The sequence below is a fragment of the Burkholderia sp. RF7-non_BP4 genome (genome assembly GCF_001521935.1).
GTDB lineage: Bacteria > Pseudomonadota > Gammaproteobacteria > Burkholderiales > Burkholderiaceae > Burkholderia > Burkholderia diffusa.
On record NZ_LOTA01000025.1, the window covers coordinates 93,882 to 108,151 of the forward strand.

13 protein-coding genes are annotated in these 14,270 nt (G+C 69.5%); 6 read left to right on the forward strand and 7 right to left on the reverse strand.

All coding sequences use genetic code 11. The features are described 5' to 3' along the window. Positions 1-243: 243 nt before the first annotated feature. The 4 genes from WS49_RS08750 to ypfJ form a co-directional block, all read right to left on the reverse strand. Complete coding sequence (locus WS49_RS08750) at positions 244-1,584, reverse strand: aspartate aminotransferase family protein (RefSeq protein ID WP_059526610.1); 1,341 nt, start codon at positions 1,582-1,584, stop codon at positions 244-246. Between the two features lie 88 nt (positions 1,585-1,672). Further along, positions 1,673-3,175 (reverse strand): aldehyde dehydrogenase family protein, encoded by a 1,503-nt coding sequence (locus WS49_RS08755; RefSeq protein WP_059527187.1) that lies wholly within the window; start codon positions 3,173-3,175, stop codon positions 1,673-1,675. A 147-nt stretch (positions 3,176-3,322) separates the two neighbouring features. Then, a complete protein-coding gene (locus WS49_RS08760; RefSeq protein ID WP_059526613.1) occupies positions 3,323-4,078 on the reverse strand; it encodes a helix-turn-helix transcriptional regulator in 756 nt (251 codons plus the stop codon). A 320-nt stretch (positions 4,079-4,398) separates the two neighbouring features. Beyond that, positions 4,399-5,274 carry a KPN_02809 family neutral zinc metallopeptidase gene (gene ypfJ / locus WS49_RS08765; protein WP_059526616.1) on the reverse strand — a complete coding sequence of 292 codons (876 nt, stop codon included), beginning with the start codon at positions 5,272-5,274 and terminating at the stop codon, positions 4,399-4,401. A gap of 394 nt (positions 5,275-5,668) precedes the next feature. Here ypfJ and WS49_RS08770 point away from each other — a divergent pair, with 394 nt between their 5' ends. The 5 genes from WS49_RS08770 (at position 5,669) to WS49_RS08790 (ending at position 10,679) form a co-directional block, all read left to right on the forward strand. Beyond that, positions 5,669-6,460 carry an SDR family NAD(P)-dependent oxidoreductase gene (locus WS49_RS08770; RefSeq protein WP_059526619.1) on the forward strand — a complete coding sequence of 264 codons (792 nt, stop codon included), beginning with the start codon at positions 5,669-5,671 and terminating at the stop codon, positions 6,458-6,460. Between the two features lie 216 nt (positions 6,461-6,676). Then, a complete protein-coding gene (locus WS49_RS08775) occupies positions 6,677-7,723 on the forward strand; it encodes a LysR family transcriptional regulator (RefSeq protein ID WP_059526621.1) in 1,047 nt (348 codons plus the stop codon). 99 nt (positions 7,724-7,822) lie between these two features. Beyond that, positions 7,823-8,509, forward strand: coding sequence for a DUF4286 family protein (locus WS49_RS08780; protein WP_059526624.1), 687 nt, complete (start codon positions 7,823-7,825; stop codon positions 8,507-8,509). A gap of 99 nt (positions 8,510-8,608) precedes the next feature. Then, entirely contained in the window at positions 8,609-9,928 is a 1,320-nt protein-coding gene (locus WS49_RS08785; protein ID WP_059526627.1) for an MFS transporter, read from the forward strand. A gap of 49 nt (positions 9,929-9,977) precedes the next feature. Continuing rightward, the gene (locus WS49_RS08790; protein ID WP_059526630.1) at positions 9,978-10,679 is read left to right on the forward strand and encodes a DUF2848 domain-containing protein; all 702 of its coding nucleotides are present in this window, start codon (positions 9,978-9,980) and stop codon (positions 10,677-10,679) included. A 76-nt stretch (positions 10,680-10,755) separates the two neighbouring features. On the opposite strand, the gene WS49_RS08795 is transcribed toward WS49_RS08790, so the two are convergent. Further along, the gene (locus WS49_RS08795) at positions 10,756-11,736 is read right to left on the reverse strand and encodes an NAD-dependent epimerase/dehydratase family protein (protein ID WP_059526632.1); all 981 of its coding nucleotides are present in this window, start codon (positions 11,734-11,736) and stop codon (positions 10,756-10,758) included. Between the two features lie 99 nt (positions 11,737-11,835). Between WS49_RS08795 and WS49_RS08800 the strand changes: the two genes are divergently transcribed. After that, positions 11,836-12,735, forward strand: a complete 900-nt coding sequence (locus WS49_RS08800) for a LysR family transcriptional regulator (RefSeq protein ID WP_059526635.1) — start codon at positions 11,836-11,838, stop codon at positions 12,733-12,735. A 40-nt stretch (positions 12,736-12,775) separates the two neighbouring features. Here WS49_RS08800 and WS49_RS08805 read toward each other — a convergent pair whose 3' ends face one another. Next, a complete protein-coding gene (locus WS49_RS08805) occupies positions 12,776-13,096 on the reverse strand; it encodes a DUF7660 family protein (protein ID WP_059526639.1) in 321 nt (106 codons plus the stop codon). Between the two features lie 196 nt (positions 13,097-13,292). Continuing rightward, a complete protein-coding gene (locus WS49_RS08810) occupies positions 13,293-14,165 on the reverse strand; it encodes a LysR family transcriptional regulator (protein ID WP_059526642.1) in 873 nt (290 codons plus the stop codon). Positions 14,166-14,270: the final 105 nt, after the last annotated feature.

Below are 14,270 nucleotides of genomic sequence, written 5' to 3' on the forward strand. Positions count from 1 at the left end.
TTCCCTTTTCGGGCCGGCGCCGGCGCTGCGGCGCCCGCTCCGTTCCGTGCTTCGCGGTCGGCCCTGGGCGGCGCTTCAGCGCGTCGCCACCAGGCCCCTGTCGATCCAATCCAGATCCGATGTCGAAAAAATACGCAGGCAAAATAATCCGGTCATAGCGCAAATCGGCAAACCGGCGGTGGCGAACGGGTTATCCCGCCCTCCACCGCCGGTTCGGCGTCATGCGCTCATGCCGTCACGGCCTCACGCGAACGGCACGGCCTCGAAGCCCGCCGCGAGCGCGTCGACGATCCGGTCGAGCTGCTCGCGCTGGATCACGAGCGGCGGCGACAGGATGATTTTCGTGCCGACCGGGCGCACCAGCACGCCGTGCTCGCGCGCCACTTCCGCGACCGCGTTCGCATAGCCGGACAGCGGGTCGATCGGCTCGCGGGTCTGCTTGTTCGCGACGAGGTCGAGCGCGAGCATCAGCCCCTTGCCGCGCACCTCGCCGACCGCCGCGAAGCGTTCGGGGAACGACTGCAGCGCTTCGAGCAGATACGCGCCCTGCTTCGCCGCGTTCGCCGGCAGGTCTTCCTTCACGACGATGTCGAGGCTCGCGAGCGCGGCCGCGCACGCGACCGGGTGCCCGGCATACGTGTAGCCGTGCATGATCGCGCCGCCGAAGTCCGCGTTCGCGGCGAACGCATCCTCGATCCGCGCGTTCACGGCCGTCGCGCCGAGCGGCACGTAGCCGGACGAGATTCCCTTCGCGAGACACATGATGTCCGGGCGCACGCCCCAGCCGCGGCTGCCGAACATGCTGCCGCTGCGGCCGAAGCCCGTCACGACTTCGTCGGCGATCAGCAGCACGCCGTAGCGGTCGCACACCTCGCGCACGAGCGGCCAGTAGTTGGCCGGCGGCACGATCACGCCGCCCGCGCCCTGCACCGGCTCGGCAATGAACGCGGCGACCGTGTCAGGGCTCTGGAACTGGATCTCGCGCTCCAGCATTTCCGCGCAGATCCGGCCGAGTTCCTCCGGATCCTGCGTGAACGGATTGCGGTACAGCCATGGCGTCTCGACGTGGAAGCAGCCGGGCAGGTTCGGTTCGTAGTTGCGGCGGAACACCGTGTTGCCGTTCACCGACGCGCCGCCGAAGTGCGTGCCGTGATAGCCCTGCTTCAGCGAGATGAACTTCGTGCGGTCGGCCTGGCCGCGCACCTTCCAGTATTGGCGCGCGATTTTCAGCGCGGTCTCGATCGAGTCGGAGCCGCCCGAGCTGTACAACACGCGGCGCATCCCTTCCGGCTCCAGCATGTCGATCAGCTTCTTCGACAGTTCTTCCGCGCGCGGATGCGAGATGCCGTCGAACAGCTGGAAGTATTCGAGTTCGTCGAGCTGGCGCACGATTGCGTCCTTCACTTCCTGGCGGTTGTGCCCGACGTTCACGTTCCACAGGCCCGCGACGCCGTCGACCAGCTGCTTGCCGGTTTCGTCGAACACGTAGCAGCCGTCGCCGCGCACGATGCGGATCGGCTTGCGCTGTTTCATTTCGTTCGGGTGCAGCATCGGGTGCCAGAACTTCGCTTCGTTGTAGCTCATTGCAGTCTCCACTTTCGGATCGTTCGAACCTCGGCCGTGGACGGACGAGGTTCGAGGTTGTCGGGATGTTCGGAACGGGCGCCGCGCGTCAGTGCGCGATGCACACGGATTTGGTTTCGGTGAAGCCTTCGATCGCATACTGGCCGAACTCGCGGCCGATGCCCGACTGCTTGTAGCCGCCGAACGGCATCGACGGGTCGAGCGGAATGTGACAGTTCACCCATACGGTGCCGGCCTCGATCTGCGGCACGAGATTCATCACGCGCTTCAGGTCGTTGCTCCAGATGCTCGCGGCGAGGCCGTACGGCGACGCGTTCGCGAGACGCACGGCGTCGGCCGCATCGTCGAACGGCACGACGACGATCACCGGACCGAACACCTCGTCGCGCACGATCGCGCTGTCGGGATGCGGATCGGCGATCACGGCCGGTTTCACGTAGTAGCCGGGCAGGTCGTCGGCCGGCGTGCCGCCCGCGAGGAACGTGAGGCCCGCGCGGCGCGCGCCCTCGATGTGCTGGACGACCGTGTCGCGGTGGTGCGCGGAGACGAGCGGGTTGATCTGCGCGGTGGTGTCGAGGCCCGCGCCGAGCTTCATCGACTGCGCGACGCCCGCAAGGCCGTCCGCGAGCTGCGCGAACTTGCTGCGATGCACGTAGATGCGCGACGCCGCCGCGCACACCTGCCCCTGGTTGAAGAATGCGCCGGCCGCGACCCCGTCGAGCGCCTGCGCGACGTCGACGTCGTCGAGCATCACGATCGGGTTCTTGCCGCCGAGTTCGAGCGAGAAGCGCGTCATGTTCTGCACGGCCGCCGCGCCGACCCGCTTGCCGGTCGCGGTCGAACCCGTGAACGAGATCTTCGCGATCGACGGGTGGCTCGCCAGCGCGGCGCCGCACGTGCGCCCGCCGGTGACGACGTTGAACACGCCGGGCGGCACGCCGGCGTCGAGGGCGAGTTCGGCGAGGCGCAGCGCGGTGAGCGGCGTTTCCGGCGACGGCTTCAACACGATCGTGCAGCCGGCCGCGAGCGCCGGAATCAGCTTCCACACGGCGATCATCAGCGGAAAATTCCACGGCACGATCGCGGCGACCACGCCGACCGGCTCCTTGCGCGTATAGGCCGTATAGCGCGCGCCGGGCGGGAACGGGATCGACACGTCGAGCGTCTGGCCGGTGATCTTGGTCGCCCAGCCGGCCATGTAGCGCACGTATTCGACGCTCGCGCCGACTTCGATCGCGCGCGACACGTGGATCGACTTGCCCTGGTTCAGCGTTTCGAGCTGCGCGAGCGTTTCGGCGTCGGCTTCGATCAGGTCGGCGAGCTTCAGCAGGATGCGCTCGCGGTCGGCCGGGCGCAGCCCGCTCCACACGCGCGTGTCGAATGCGTGCTTCGCGCTGGCGACGGCGCGGTCGACGTCGTGCGCGTCCGCATCCGCGACCGTCGCGAGCCGCTCGCCGGTCGCCGGGTCGTACACGTCGAGCCGCGCGGCCGCGTGCGCGGGCTGCATGGCGCCGTCGATGAAAAGGCCGAAATCGCGTGCGACGAAGGTGCGCACGGTGTCGCTGACCGCGACGAAGTTCGTGGTGCTCATGGGCGTCTCGATGATTGTCATGGCTGGGCCGCGTGCGCGCCGGCATGCGGGTGTCGAACCACTGTATCGACGAGGGATCGCGCCCGGTGAGCGCAAATTGGCAAGCGTGCGGGGGATCGACACGCGCGCGAGTCGGGTGCGAAAAAACTACAGGAACAACGTGCCGACCAGTTCGGTGCGGTTCGACACGCCGAGCTTGCGGTACATCCGCATCAGATGCGTCTTGACGGTCGGCTGACCGAGCGCGAGATCGCGCGCGATCTCCTTGTTCGAGCGGCCGTCGCGCACGAGGCGCGCGATCTGCTCCTCGCGATGGGTCAGCCGCTCCTCGCAACCGATCCGGTGAATCCCGCGCCGCGCGCGCAGCAGCGGGCACAGCGCGGCTTCGACAACCGGCTGCAACCGTGCCAGCGCGTCGATCTCGCCCGGCGCGAACCGGCCCGCCGTGCCGTTGCCCGCGCCACCGCCCGCGTCACTCTTCCCGAAGCGCAGCAGCGAAAACGCGCCGATCGTCCGGCCCGCGTCGTCGCGCAGCCAGATCTCGACGACGTCGGCAACATCGTGCCGCCGCAGGAAACGGGTCCAGTATGCGGACGCATCGCGACTTTCGTCAGGCAATTGGGAAGCGAGCGTCACGACCGCGTGAGCGCCTGCCGCGCAACGCGACGGATGCAGCGGATCAAGCATGCGGTAGCGCGCGATGTAGGTGCGATGCATCGACTCGGGCATGCCGAACAGCTCGAAATCGGCCGGCTCGCCGCTCAGGTCGAGCCGGTAGAACACGATCGCGGACGGGCTCGCGAACGCGTCGAACGCGTCGACGCACGCGCGCAGCGCGCGCTGCCAGTCGGCGGCTTCGTGATCGGCGGCTTCGTGATCGGCGGGAACGGGTGAGGTCGGCATGATGGGAGCGGCCGGCGGCCGAACGCGTCGAAGTTCGGGCCAGCCTACCGGCGCCGAAATGGGCCGGTGAGCACAAATCGGCAATTCATCTGCGGGTGGCGGATGGCGGACGCGCCGGCCGTGTCTCGACGACGGAAGCTGCGCCGGGAAGGCATGCGCCGCGAGCCGCGGGATCGGGAATGGACGTCGAAGACGGTGCGGAACATCGCGCACGCCGATCGAGCGCGACCGGAACGACCGGTGAAGTTTCCGGAGCGGCCGCGCGTGCGGCCTCGAAGCGAAGGCGCGGCGACATGCGCGCCCCGCCCCGTCGGTCAATATCAGTGCGCGTTCGCGGCGAACGTGTCGCAGGCGCTCACTTCGCCCGACTCCATCCCGCGCCGCAGCCAGTACACGCGCTGCTCGCTCGTGCCGTGGGTGAAGCTCTCCGGCACGACGTAGCCCTGGCCTTGCTGCTGCAGCCGATCGTCGCCGATCGCGGCCGCCGCCTTCAGCCCCTGCTCGAAATCGCCGGGCTCCATCAGCCGCTGGTTCGCGCGCTGCGCGTTGTTCGCCCACACGCCGGCGAAGCAGTCGGCCTGCAGTTCCATCCGCACCGACAGCGCGTTCGAGCGCGCTTCGCTCGACCGGCGGCGCGCGGCGTCGACCTTGTCGGAAATGCCGAGCAGGTTCTGCACATGATGGCCGACTTCGTGCGCGATCACATAGGCCTGCGCGAAATCGCCGCCCGCGCCGAACCGCTTGCGCAGTTCGTCGTAGAAGCCGAGATCGATGTACACGTTGCGGTCGCCCGGACAGTAGAACGGCCCCATCGCGGTCTGGCCGGTGCCGCACGCGGTCGGCGTCGAGTTCGTGAACATCACGAGCTTCGGCGCCTGGTACTGCGCGTGCAATTGGGTGTTGAACACGCCCGTCCACGTGCGCTCGATATTGCCGAGCACCTTGCGCGTGAACACCGCGCCGGGATCGTTCGCCGGCGCGCCCTGATGCTGCGTCGGCGCGGGCTGCGCCTGCTGCTGCCGGCCCTGCAGCGCCGACGCGCCTTCGAGCACGACGCGCGGGTCGATCCCGAAAAAATACGATGCGGCCAGCGCGACCACGATCGTGCCGATGCCGATCGTCGCGCGCCCGCCGCCGAACCCGCCGCCGCGTCGATCCTCGACGTTCATGCTTTCTCTTTCGTCGTCCAGCCTCATTGCCGGCCCCTCCCTGTTCTTGTCGATGGTCCGGCCGCGCGATGCGCGACCGGGCGATCAGCCATCGCGCCCTGTGCCATCGGCGGACGCGGTGTATCCATATCGGTCGTACGCGCGCGCCGATCTCGCCGCCTGCCGCTCCGCTTGCACGACGGAATCGGCGGCCGTCGCGCCCCGCACCGATGCGCGGGCGCGCCCGCGCCATTTTGCCGGGCTTTTGCGACGCATCGCAAAAATACGGAGGATAGAGCGATTCGGCGCCGAACATCGTCAGCCTTTGCAAAATGACCGCGATCCGGCCGGTCGGCCCGGTGCGCGTTCATCCTTTCGGCGGATACCGGCGTGCGTCGGCGCCGCCTAGAGTGACCGGAAACGACACCTTCCGGAGAACGCCATGACGCACCCGCAACCCCGCACGATCGCCATCACCGGCGCCGGCACCGGCATCGGCGCCGCGTGCGCGCGCCGCTTCGCCGCCCGCGGCGATCGCGTCGTGCTGATCGGGCGGCGTCGGCCCCCGCTCGACGCGCTCGCCGCCGAGACGGGCGGCCTCGCGCTCGCCGGCGACGCCGCGAGCACGGCCGACTGGACCCGTTTCCTGCCGGAGATCGCCGCACGGTTCGGCCCCGTCGATGCGCTCGTCGCATGCGCGGGCGGCCACGGTCTCGGCCGCGCGGACGAAACCGACGACGCGCACTGGCGCGACGCGCTGCATGCGAATCTCGACACCGCGTTCGTCAGCGCACGCGCATGCCTGCCCGATCTGATCGCGCGGCGCGGCAGCATCGTGCTGGTCGCGTCGATCGCCGCGCTCGCGGCCGGGCCCGGCGTATGCGGCTATACGGTCGGCAAGCATGCGCTGCTCGGGCTCGCGCGATCGCTCGCACGCGACTACGGGCCGCACGGCGTGCGCGCGAACGCGGTGTGCCCGGGCTGGGTCCGCACGCCGATGGCCGATGCGGAAATGGAACCGCTGATGTCCGCATACGGCGACACACTCGACGGCGCGTATGCGCGCGTCAGTGCCGACGTGCCGCTGCGGCGCGCGGCCGATCCGGACGAGATCGCGGCCGTGTGCGCATTCCTGGCATCACCGGATGCATCGTTCGTAACGGGCGCGACGCTCGTCGCCGACGGCGGCGCAACGGTCGTCGATGTGCCGACGCTCGCGTTCGACACGCTTTGATGCATGGGAGTACGCCGCCCGCACGACGCATCTTCGCTGCACGGAGACGCATTGCCCGCGTGCGCATCGTAAGGGGCGGTCGCCCGCCGGTACGCGACCGCCCGTCCCCTCGCCCGGCGCATGCACCACGCCGCGTGCGTTTCCCGCCCCGGAAATCCGCTAACATCGACCGGTCCCGCCGCCCCCGCGCGGCACTGCCTCACCGATCGGCATTCGATGAACATCCGGTTTCTTGAAACCTTCGTCTGGCTTGCGAAGCTGGAGAACTTCCGGCTCACGGCCGAGAAACTGCACACGACGCAGGCGGCCGTGTCGAGCCGCATCGCGTCGCTGGAAGAAGCGTTCGACGTGCGGCTGTTCGACCGCAACACGCGCTCGGCCACGCTCACGCCCGCGGGGCGGCGCATGCTCGCGTACGCGGAACGCATCGTGCGGCTCGACAGCGAGATGCGCCGCGACATCGACGCGGCGAGCGACGCGGGGCTGATCCGGATCGGCGTGATCGAGTCGATCGTCCACAGCTGGTTTCCGGCACTGATGGCGCAATTGCGCGAGCGCTATCCGCGCCTCGACGTCGAGATCACGAGCGACACGACACTGCACCTGATCCGCCTGCTGAGCACCGACGGCGTCGACCTGATCCTGCAGACCGACCCGGTGCCGGGCCCCGACTTCACGAACCTGCCGCTGTGCGAATTCCCGGTGCGCTGGGCGGCGAGCCCGCGTCTCGGGCTCGGCGGCGAACGGCTCGACGTTGCGCGGCTTGCCGCGTACCCGATCATCAGCTTCTCGCGCCACTCGGGCCCCCACGCGACGATCGAGCGGCTGTTCGCGGCCGTCGAGCGGCCGGCCAGCATCAACTGCATCACGTCGGTCGCCGCGATGATCCGGCTCGTCGCCGACGGCTTCGGCGTGGCCGCGCTGCCGCCCGCGATCATCGGGCGCGAACTGCAGGAAGGCACGCTCGAACTGCTCGACGTCGAACCCGAATTCCCCGCGCTGCCGCTCGTCGCGTCGTATCGCACGCAGGGCCTGCCGGTCGCCGCGCGCATCGCGGAACTGGCGAGCGAAGTCGCGCGCGCAATGCCGGCGGTTTCCAGTCATGCGAAGCCCGCCGCGTCGGCAAAGGCCGAAACCGAAACCGACATCGTCGACAAGTCCCCAGCCCGCCCGGCGAAAAAAACCCGACCCGCGTCGGCAAGACGCACGCCGCAATCCGCATCGCCCGCGACCCCGGCGAAACGCCGCCCGCGCCGCTCATAAGAAAACCTGTTCACCGCGAATTTGTTTTCTTGTTGGACGGGTGCGGCCCGTCTTCGGGACACTGCGGTTCCTGACACACCCCGTCACAAGGAACCCGCCATGTCCCGCCTTTCCCTTCCGCACGGCCAGCTCTGCGTCTGGACGGACATCGATCCCGCGCACGAAGCCGATTTCAACGCGTGGTACGACCGCGAGCACATGCAGGAGCGTGTCGCGATTCCCGGCTTCACGCATGCGCGGCGGTTCCGCGCGACCGACGGCGGCCCGCGCAAGTACCTCGCGCTGTACGTGACGGACACGCTCGACGTATTCCGCGGCGACGCGTACCGGCGCGCGTTCACGCAGCAGACCGCGTGGTCGCTCGCGAACTTCGAACGGATGACGGGCACGCAGCGGCGGGTCGGCGACCTGACGATCGAGGCCGGCGACGGCGAAGGCATGCATCTCGCGCTGTTCGTGCTGCCGCCGGAGCGCGTCGACGTGCCGCACCTGCGCGAGCGCTTCGGCGCGGCGCTGCACGAACCGGGCATCCACGCGGCCCGGCTGTTCCGCACCGCGCCGGACCTGTCCGCGCCGATCGGCGCCGACGCGGCCGCGCGTCCGGCCGCCGACGCGCTCGTGCTGATCGAGGGCAGCGATGCCGCGACCACGCGCCGTGTCGCCGCCGCCATTGCCGGTCACGACGACGTACGCACCTTCGACCTGCTGTGGCGCGCCGCCGCGCCGCGGCCGGCTGCCGGTCGCGACGCCGAAGCCAAACCGGCCGCCGCCGCGCTGCCGGCCTGAACGCCGACGCCGCCACCGGCCGTGCCGGCCGCGCCGTCCGTGATCCGCACGCGGCCGGCGCATCGGTCCCCGTGCGTCACCCCCGTCCTCCTTCACGACATGCCCGACACCATGAGCACTCTCGCCCAGCCCGCCGCCCACACGCCCCGCCGCGTCCGCAACAGCCGACTCGCGACCGCGAGCATGATCGGCACGTCGCTCGAGTGGTACGACTTCACGATCTACAACACGCTCGCCGCGCTCGTCTTCAACCACCTGTTCTTTCCGTCGGTCGATCCGCTGGCCGGCACGATCCTCGCGTTCTCGACCTATGCGGTCGGCTACGTGTCGCGTCCGCTCGGCGGCTTCGTGTTCGGCAACCTCGGCGACCGCATCGGCCGCCGCGCGGTGCTGATGCTCACGCTCGTGCTGATGGGTGTCACGACCGCGCTGATGGGCGCGCTGCCGACCTATGCGCAGGCCGGCATCCTGAGCCCGATTTTGCTCGTCGCGCTGCGCTTCGTGCAGGGCGTCGCGCTCGGCGGAGAATGGGCCGGCGCGGTGCTGCTGTCGGTCGAGCATGGCGACCAGAAACGGCGTGGACTGTCCGCGTCGTGGACGCAGATCGGCCCGTCGTTCGGCACGCTGCTCGGCACCGGCTGCATCGCGCTCGTGACGCTCTCCATCACGTCCGACGCCTTCCTGTCGTGGGGCTGGCGCGTGCCGTTCGCGGCCAGCGCGCTGCTCGTCGTATTCGGTTTCTGGCTGCGGCGCGGCGTCGACGAAACGCCGCAGTTCGAGCAGCTCGCCGAATCGCACGCGACCGCCGACGTGCCTGTCGCCGAAGTGCTGAAGTGTCACTGGCGGCGCCTGCTGATCGCCGGCGGCTCGCGGATCGGCTCCGACGTGCTGTACGCGCTGATCGTCGTGTTCACGCTGACCTACGTGACGACCGTGCTGCACCTGTCGCGCCCGGTCGCGCTGACGGCCGTGATGATCGGCACGGCCTGCAACGCACTCGCGGTGCCGTTCTTCGGCGCGCTGTCGGACCGCTTCGGACGCCGTCCGGTATACCTCGCCGGCGCGATCGCCGGGATCGTGTGGGCGTTCGTGTTCTTCACGATGCTCGATTCGGCGCGGCCGGGCGCGATCGTCGCGGCGGTTGCGATCGGCCTCGTGATCCATGCGGTGATGTACGGCCCGCAAGGCGCGTTCGTCACCGAACAGTTCCCGACCCGTGTGCGTTATGCGGGCTCGTCGCTGGCCTACACGCTCGCCGGCATCGCCGGCGGCGGCTTCGCACCGCTCGTGATCGCCACGCTGTTCCGCCAGACGGGCACGACGACGGCCGTGTCGCTGTACGTCACCGCGGCGCTCGTCGTCACGTCGATCGCGCTGCTGGCCGCGCGCGAGACCGCGCACCGGCCGCTCGCGGATTGAGCTTCCCTGCCGATCGTTTCATTCATTCGCACTTCAAACGGATACCCGCATGCAAGCCCTGTCGTTCAACGTGATGTCCCCGCAAGGCGCTTCGGCCCAGATCGACGTCGAGATCGAACGTGTCGTGATCGCCGGCTGGGCCGGCCGCGATCCGGCAGCGATCCGCGCGCACATCGACGAACTCGCGGCGCTCGGCGTCGCGCCGCCGTCGGCCACGCCGTGCTTCTATCGCGTGTCGTCCGCGCTGCTCACGCAGGCGCCGTCGATCGGCGTGCTCGGCGCACGCTCGGGCGGCGAGATCGAGTGCGTGCTGATCGACAGCCCGGTCGGCACGCTGGTAACGGTCGGCTCCGATCATACGGATCGGGAAGTCGAGGCCTACGGTGTCGCGGTGTCGAAACAGGTGTGCGCGAAACCGCTCGGCCGCGAGGCGTGGCGTCATGCGGACGTCGCCGATCATTGGGACGCGATCGAGATGCGCTCATGGCTGATCAAGCCCGGCGGCGAACGCGTCGCGTATCAGCACGGCGCGCTCAGCGGGCTGCTTGCGCCCGCCGCGCTGTGGCACCGCCTCGACGACCGGCGCACGATGCCCGCGCGCTGCGCGATGTTCGGCGGCACGGTCGCCGTGCACGGCGCCATCGCGGCGATGGGCGACGGTGACGCGTTCGAGATGGAACTCCACGATCCGGTGCTCGGGCGCAGCCTGCGGCACCGGTACGAGGTCGAGGTATTGCCGGTCGTCGCGTAAGGGACGGTGGCGGGTACGCAGGCAATAAAGAATCTGACCGGCACGCGGGTCCGTCACCCGCCTTCAGCGCCCGCCGTCATCGCAAGCAGCCCAGCCCCGCGAGCGCCGTCTCCACCGCGGTATCGAGCGGCGTCACCGGCTCGCGGCCCAGCACCGCCGTCACCCGCGCGTTGTCCATCCGGAGCGGCTCGCGCCACAGATAACGCATTTCGAGCATCTCGCGCATCGTCGTGACGAACGGCGCCGCGGCCCACACGAGCCACCACGGGAAGCGCCGCACCGTCGGCCGCATCCCGTGCCGCTGCGCGACGCGGCGCACGGCCTGCGCCATCTGCGTGCCGTCCGCGTCCCAGTACCCGCCGAAATGGAAGCGCGCGAACGGCTCCAGCGTGTCGCGTCGCTCGAGCAACTCGACCATCGTGCGCGCGACGTCCGGCAGGTACGCCCATTGATGGCCGACGCCCGGGCGGCCCGGCACGCTGATGGCCGCGACGGGCCGCCCGGCCTTGACGAGCCCCTGCCCGAACCAGTTGTTGCCCGCATGCGCCCCGAAGAAATCGCCGGCCCGCACGATGATCGTCCGGACGCCCTGCGCGGTCGCCGCCTGCAACCGCCGCTCCATCTCGACGCGGATCGCGCCCTTGCGCGTCACCGGATGCTGCGGCGCGTCTTCGCGCAACTCGGGAAACGCGTCGGGGCCGTAGTTGTAAATCGTCCCCGGCAGCACGACGGTCGCCCGCGCCACCGTCGCCGCCGCGATCGTGTTGTCGAGCATCGGCAACACCTGCGTCGACCAGTTCCGGTAGCCGGGCGGGTTCACCGCGTGCACGATCACGCTGCAGCCGCGCGCCGCGCGGACCACCGCGTCGCGGTCGAGCGCGTCGCCACGCATCCATGCGATCCCGTCGCGCTCCACCGTCCCGGCGTCGAGCCCGCGCTTGAGCGCGCGCACCTGCCAGCCGGCATCGCGCAACTGACGCGCGACCTCGCCGCCGATGCCTCCGCTCGCGCCGAGCACGAGTGCCTGTCGTTGCGTTCCGCCTGCGTTTGCCGTCATGGCCGTTCTCCGTGGATGAACCGTTGTCTGCACGCATTCTGGCGCGGAGCCGCCTAACAAGGAATTGCCGAACCCAATCGATCAGCTATACATTTATGTATGGCCATCGATCTGAACTGGGAACGCTACCGCACCTTCCTCGCCGTGCTGACGGAAGGCTCGCTGTCGGGCGCGGCGCGCGCGCTCGGCATCACGCAGCCAACGGCCGGCCGTCACGTCGCGGCGCTCGAGGCCGCGTTCGGCCAGACGCTGTTCACGCGCTCGCCGTCGGGACTGCTGCCGACCGAGGCGGCGCTCGCGCTGCGCGGTCATGCCGAGGCGTTGCGCAGCGCGGCGGCCGCGTTCGAGCGCGCGGCCGCGAGTCACGGCGCGGGCGTGCGCGGCACCGTGCGGATCTCGGCCAGCGACGTGATCGCGGTCGAGGTGCTGCCGCCGATGCTTGCGCAGTTGCGGCGCGACCATCCGGGGCTCGTCATCGAACTGGTGCCGACCGACCGCATCCAGGACGTACTGAAACGCGAGGCCGACATCGCGGTGCGGATGGCGCCGCCCGCGCAGGAAGCGCTCGTCGCGCGGCGCATCGGCGAGATCGACGTCGCGCTGCATGCCCGCGACGATTATCTGGCCCGCAACGGGACGCCATCGTCGACGGACGAACTCGCGCATCACGCGCTGATCGGTTTCGATACGGTGACGCCGTTCATCCGTTCGGCGGGGCGCGGGATGCCGCTGTGGAAGCGCGATGCATTCGCGCTGCGCACCGACAGCAATCTCGCGCAACTCGCGATGATTCGCGCCGGCTACGGAATCGGCTTTTGCCAGAACCGGCTCGCGCAGCGCGATGCGCGGCTCGTGCGCGTGCTGCCGGACGGGCCCGCGACGAAACTGGAAACCTGGGTGGTCATGCACGAGGATCTGCGCGCGAGCCCGCGTTGCCGGGCCGTGTTCGATGCATTGGCGAACGGGCTGCGCGCCTATGCCGAAGGGACGGCCGACTAGGCCGCTCCAACCCGCTGCGCCCGCGCATCACCGCGACGCGCTATTCGTAGATCTTGCCGGCGAACAGGGTGTCGGCCATGCGCCGCCACGGGTTGTCGGGCAGGTCGTAGCAGCGCAGCCCGTCCTCGGACGCCTCGGCCCAGTCGACCATCGCCTCCAGGTACTCGCCGATCGAGCGGTTTTCCCAGCCGAGCGCGGCGGCCGCGAACGGCGATGGCGGCACGTCGGCGTCGAGCTGGCGCTCCTTTTGCCAGTCGTGGCCGAGCACGCGCAGGAAGTGGATCAGCGAGCGCTCGTCGACCACCCGCTCCAGCGCGTGCTGCAGCCGCGCGGCCATCTCGCTTTTCAGTTCGTCGTTCATGCGTCTCGCCCCCTGCTACGCAACGTTCGGAAAGCTTCCACCTCGCACCAATCGGAATACGTTTCGTCGACGATGAAGAAATCGTCGAAATGGACCCGCCCGAGCCGCTCGAGCGACGATCCCGAAATCTCCCGATATTTTCATCGGTAACGACTCCCGTCGAATACGTGCCTCTGCGCCGACGCGCATGCCTGCGTCACATCAGCAACTGCCGCGACAGCACCTCGCGCGCGCGCGTGACCGTCTCGCGTTCGCCCGGCATCGGCGGCGTCAGCGAGAACACGGCGTCGGGCAGCGCCGGCAGCCGGTATTTCGCGCCGAGCCGCACGAGCCCCTCTCCGATCGCCGATGCGCACAGGCAGCCGACGCCGAGCCCCGCCGCCAGCATCGACTGCAGCCCCGCGACACCCGACGCGCTGTGCACGAGCACATACGGCGCGTGCTGCTCGTCGAGCGAGCGCACGGCGATCTGATGCATCATGCAGTCGTCCGGCAGCAGCACGAGCGGCAACGGCTCGGGCAACTGCTCGGCGAGCGCGGGCGACGCGACCCACGACAGCGGCTCGCGCCGCAGCACCCAGCGCGTATCGGCCGACGCGGGCCGGAACGGGCCGCTCGACAGGTTCATCACGACACCGAGATCGATCTGTCCGCGCGCATGCGCGGCTTCGATCTCCGCGCTCTTCATCGCGCTCACGTGCAGGCTCAGTTGCGGGTAGCACTCCCGCAACCGCGCGAGCAGGCCCGCGACTTCATGCGTCCGGTAGTAATCGGTGATCGCGACGCGCAACTCGCCCTTGATCGCCTGTCCGCGTACTTCGTCGAACGCGGCCTCGTTCAGCGCGACGATGCGGCGCGCATGCTGCAGCAAACGTGCGCCGGCCGGCGTCGGCTCCACGCCGCGCTTGCTGCGCACGAACAGCGGCACGCCGGCGCGCGATTCGAGCTTGCGCACCTGCTCGCTCACCGTCGACTGTGACAGATGCAGCAACGGCGCGGCCGCCGTAAGGCTGCCCGCATCCGCCACCGCCGCAAAAGTGCGCAACTGATCCAGATCGAAACCGCGCATCGCCCTCTCCATCCATCGAATAACCCGATGGATGCTACCACCAATTCCCGCTTTTCCGATTCATCGTCAATCCGCAGAATGTCGGTTCAACGGGTTTCGACCTAC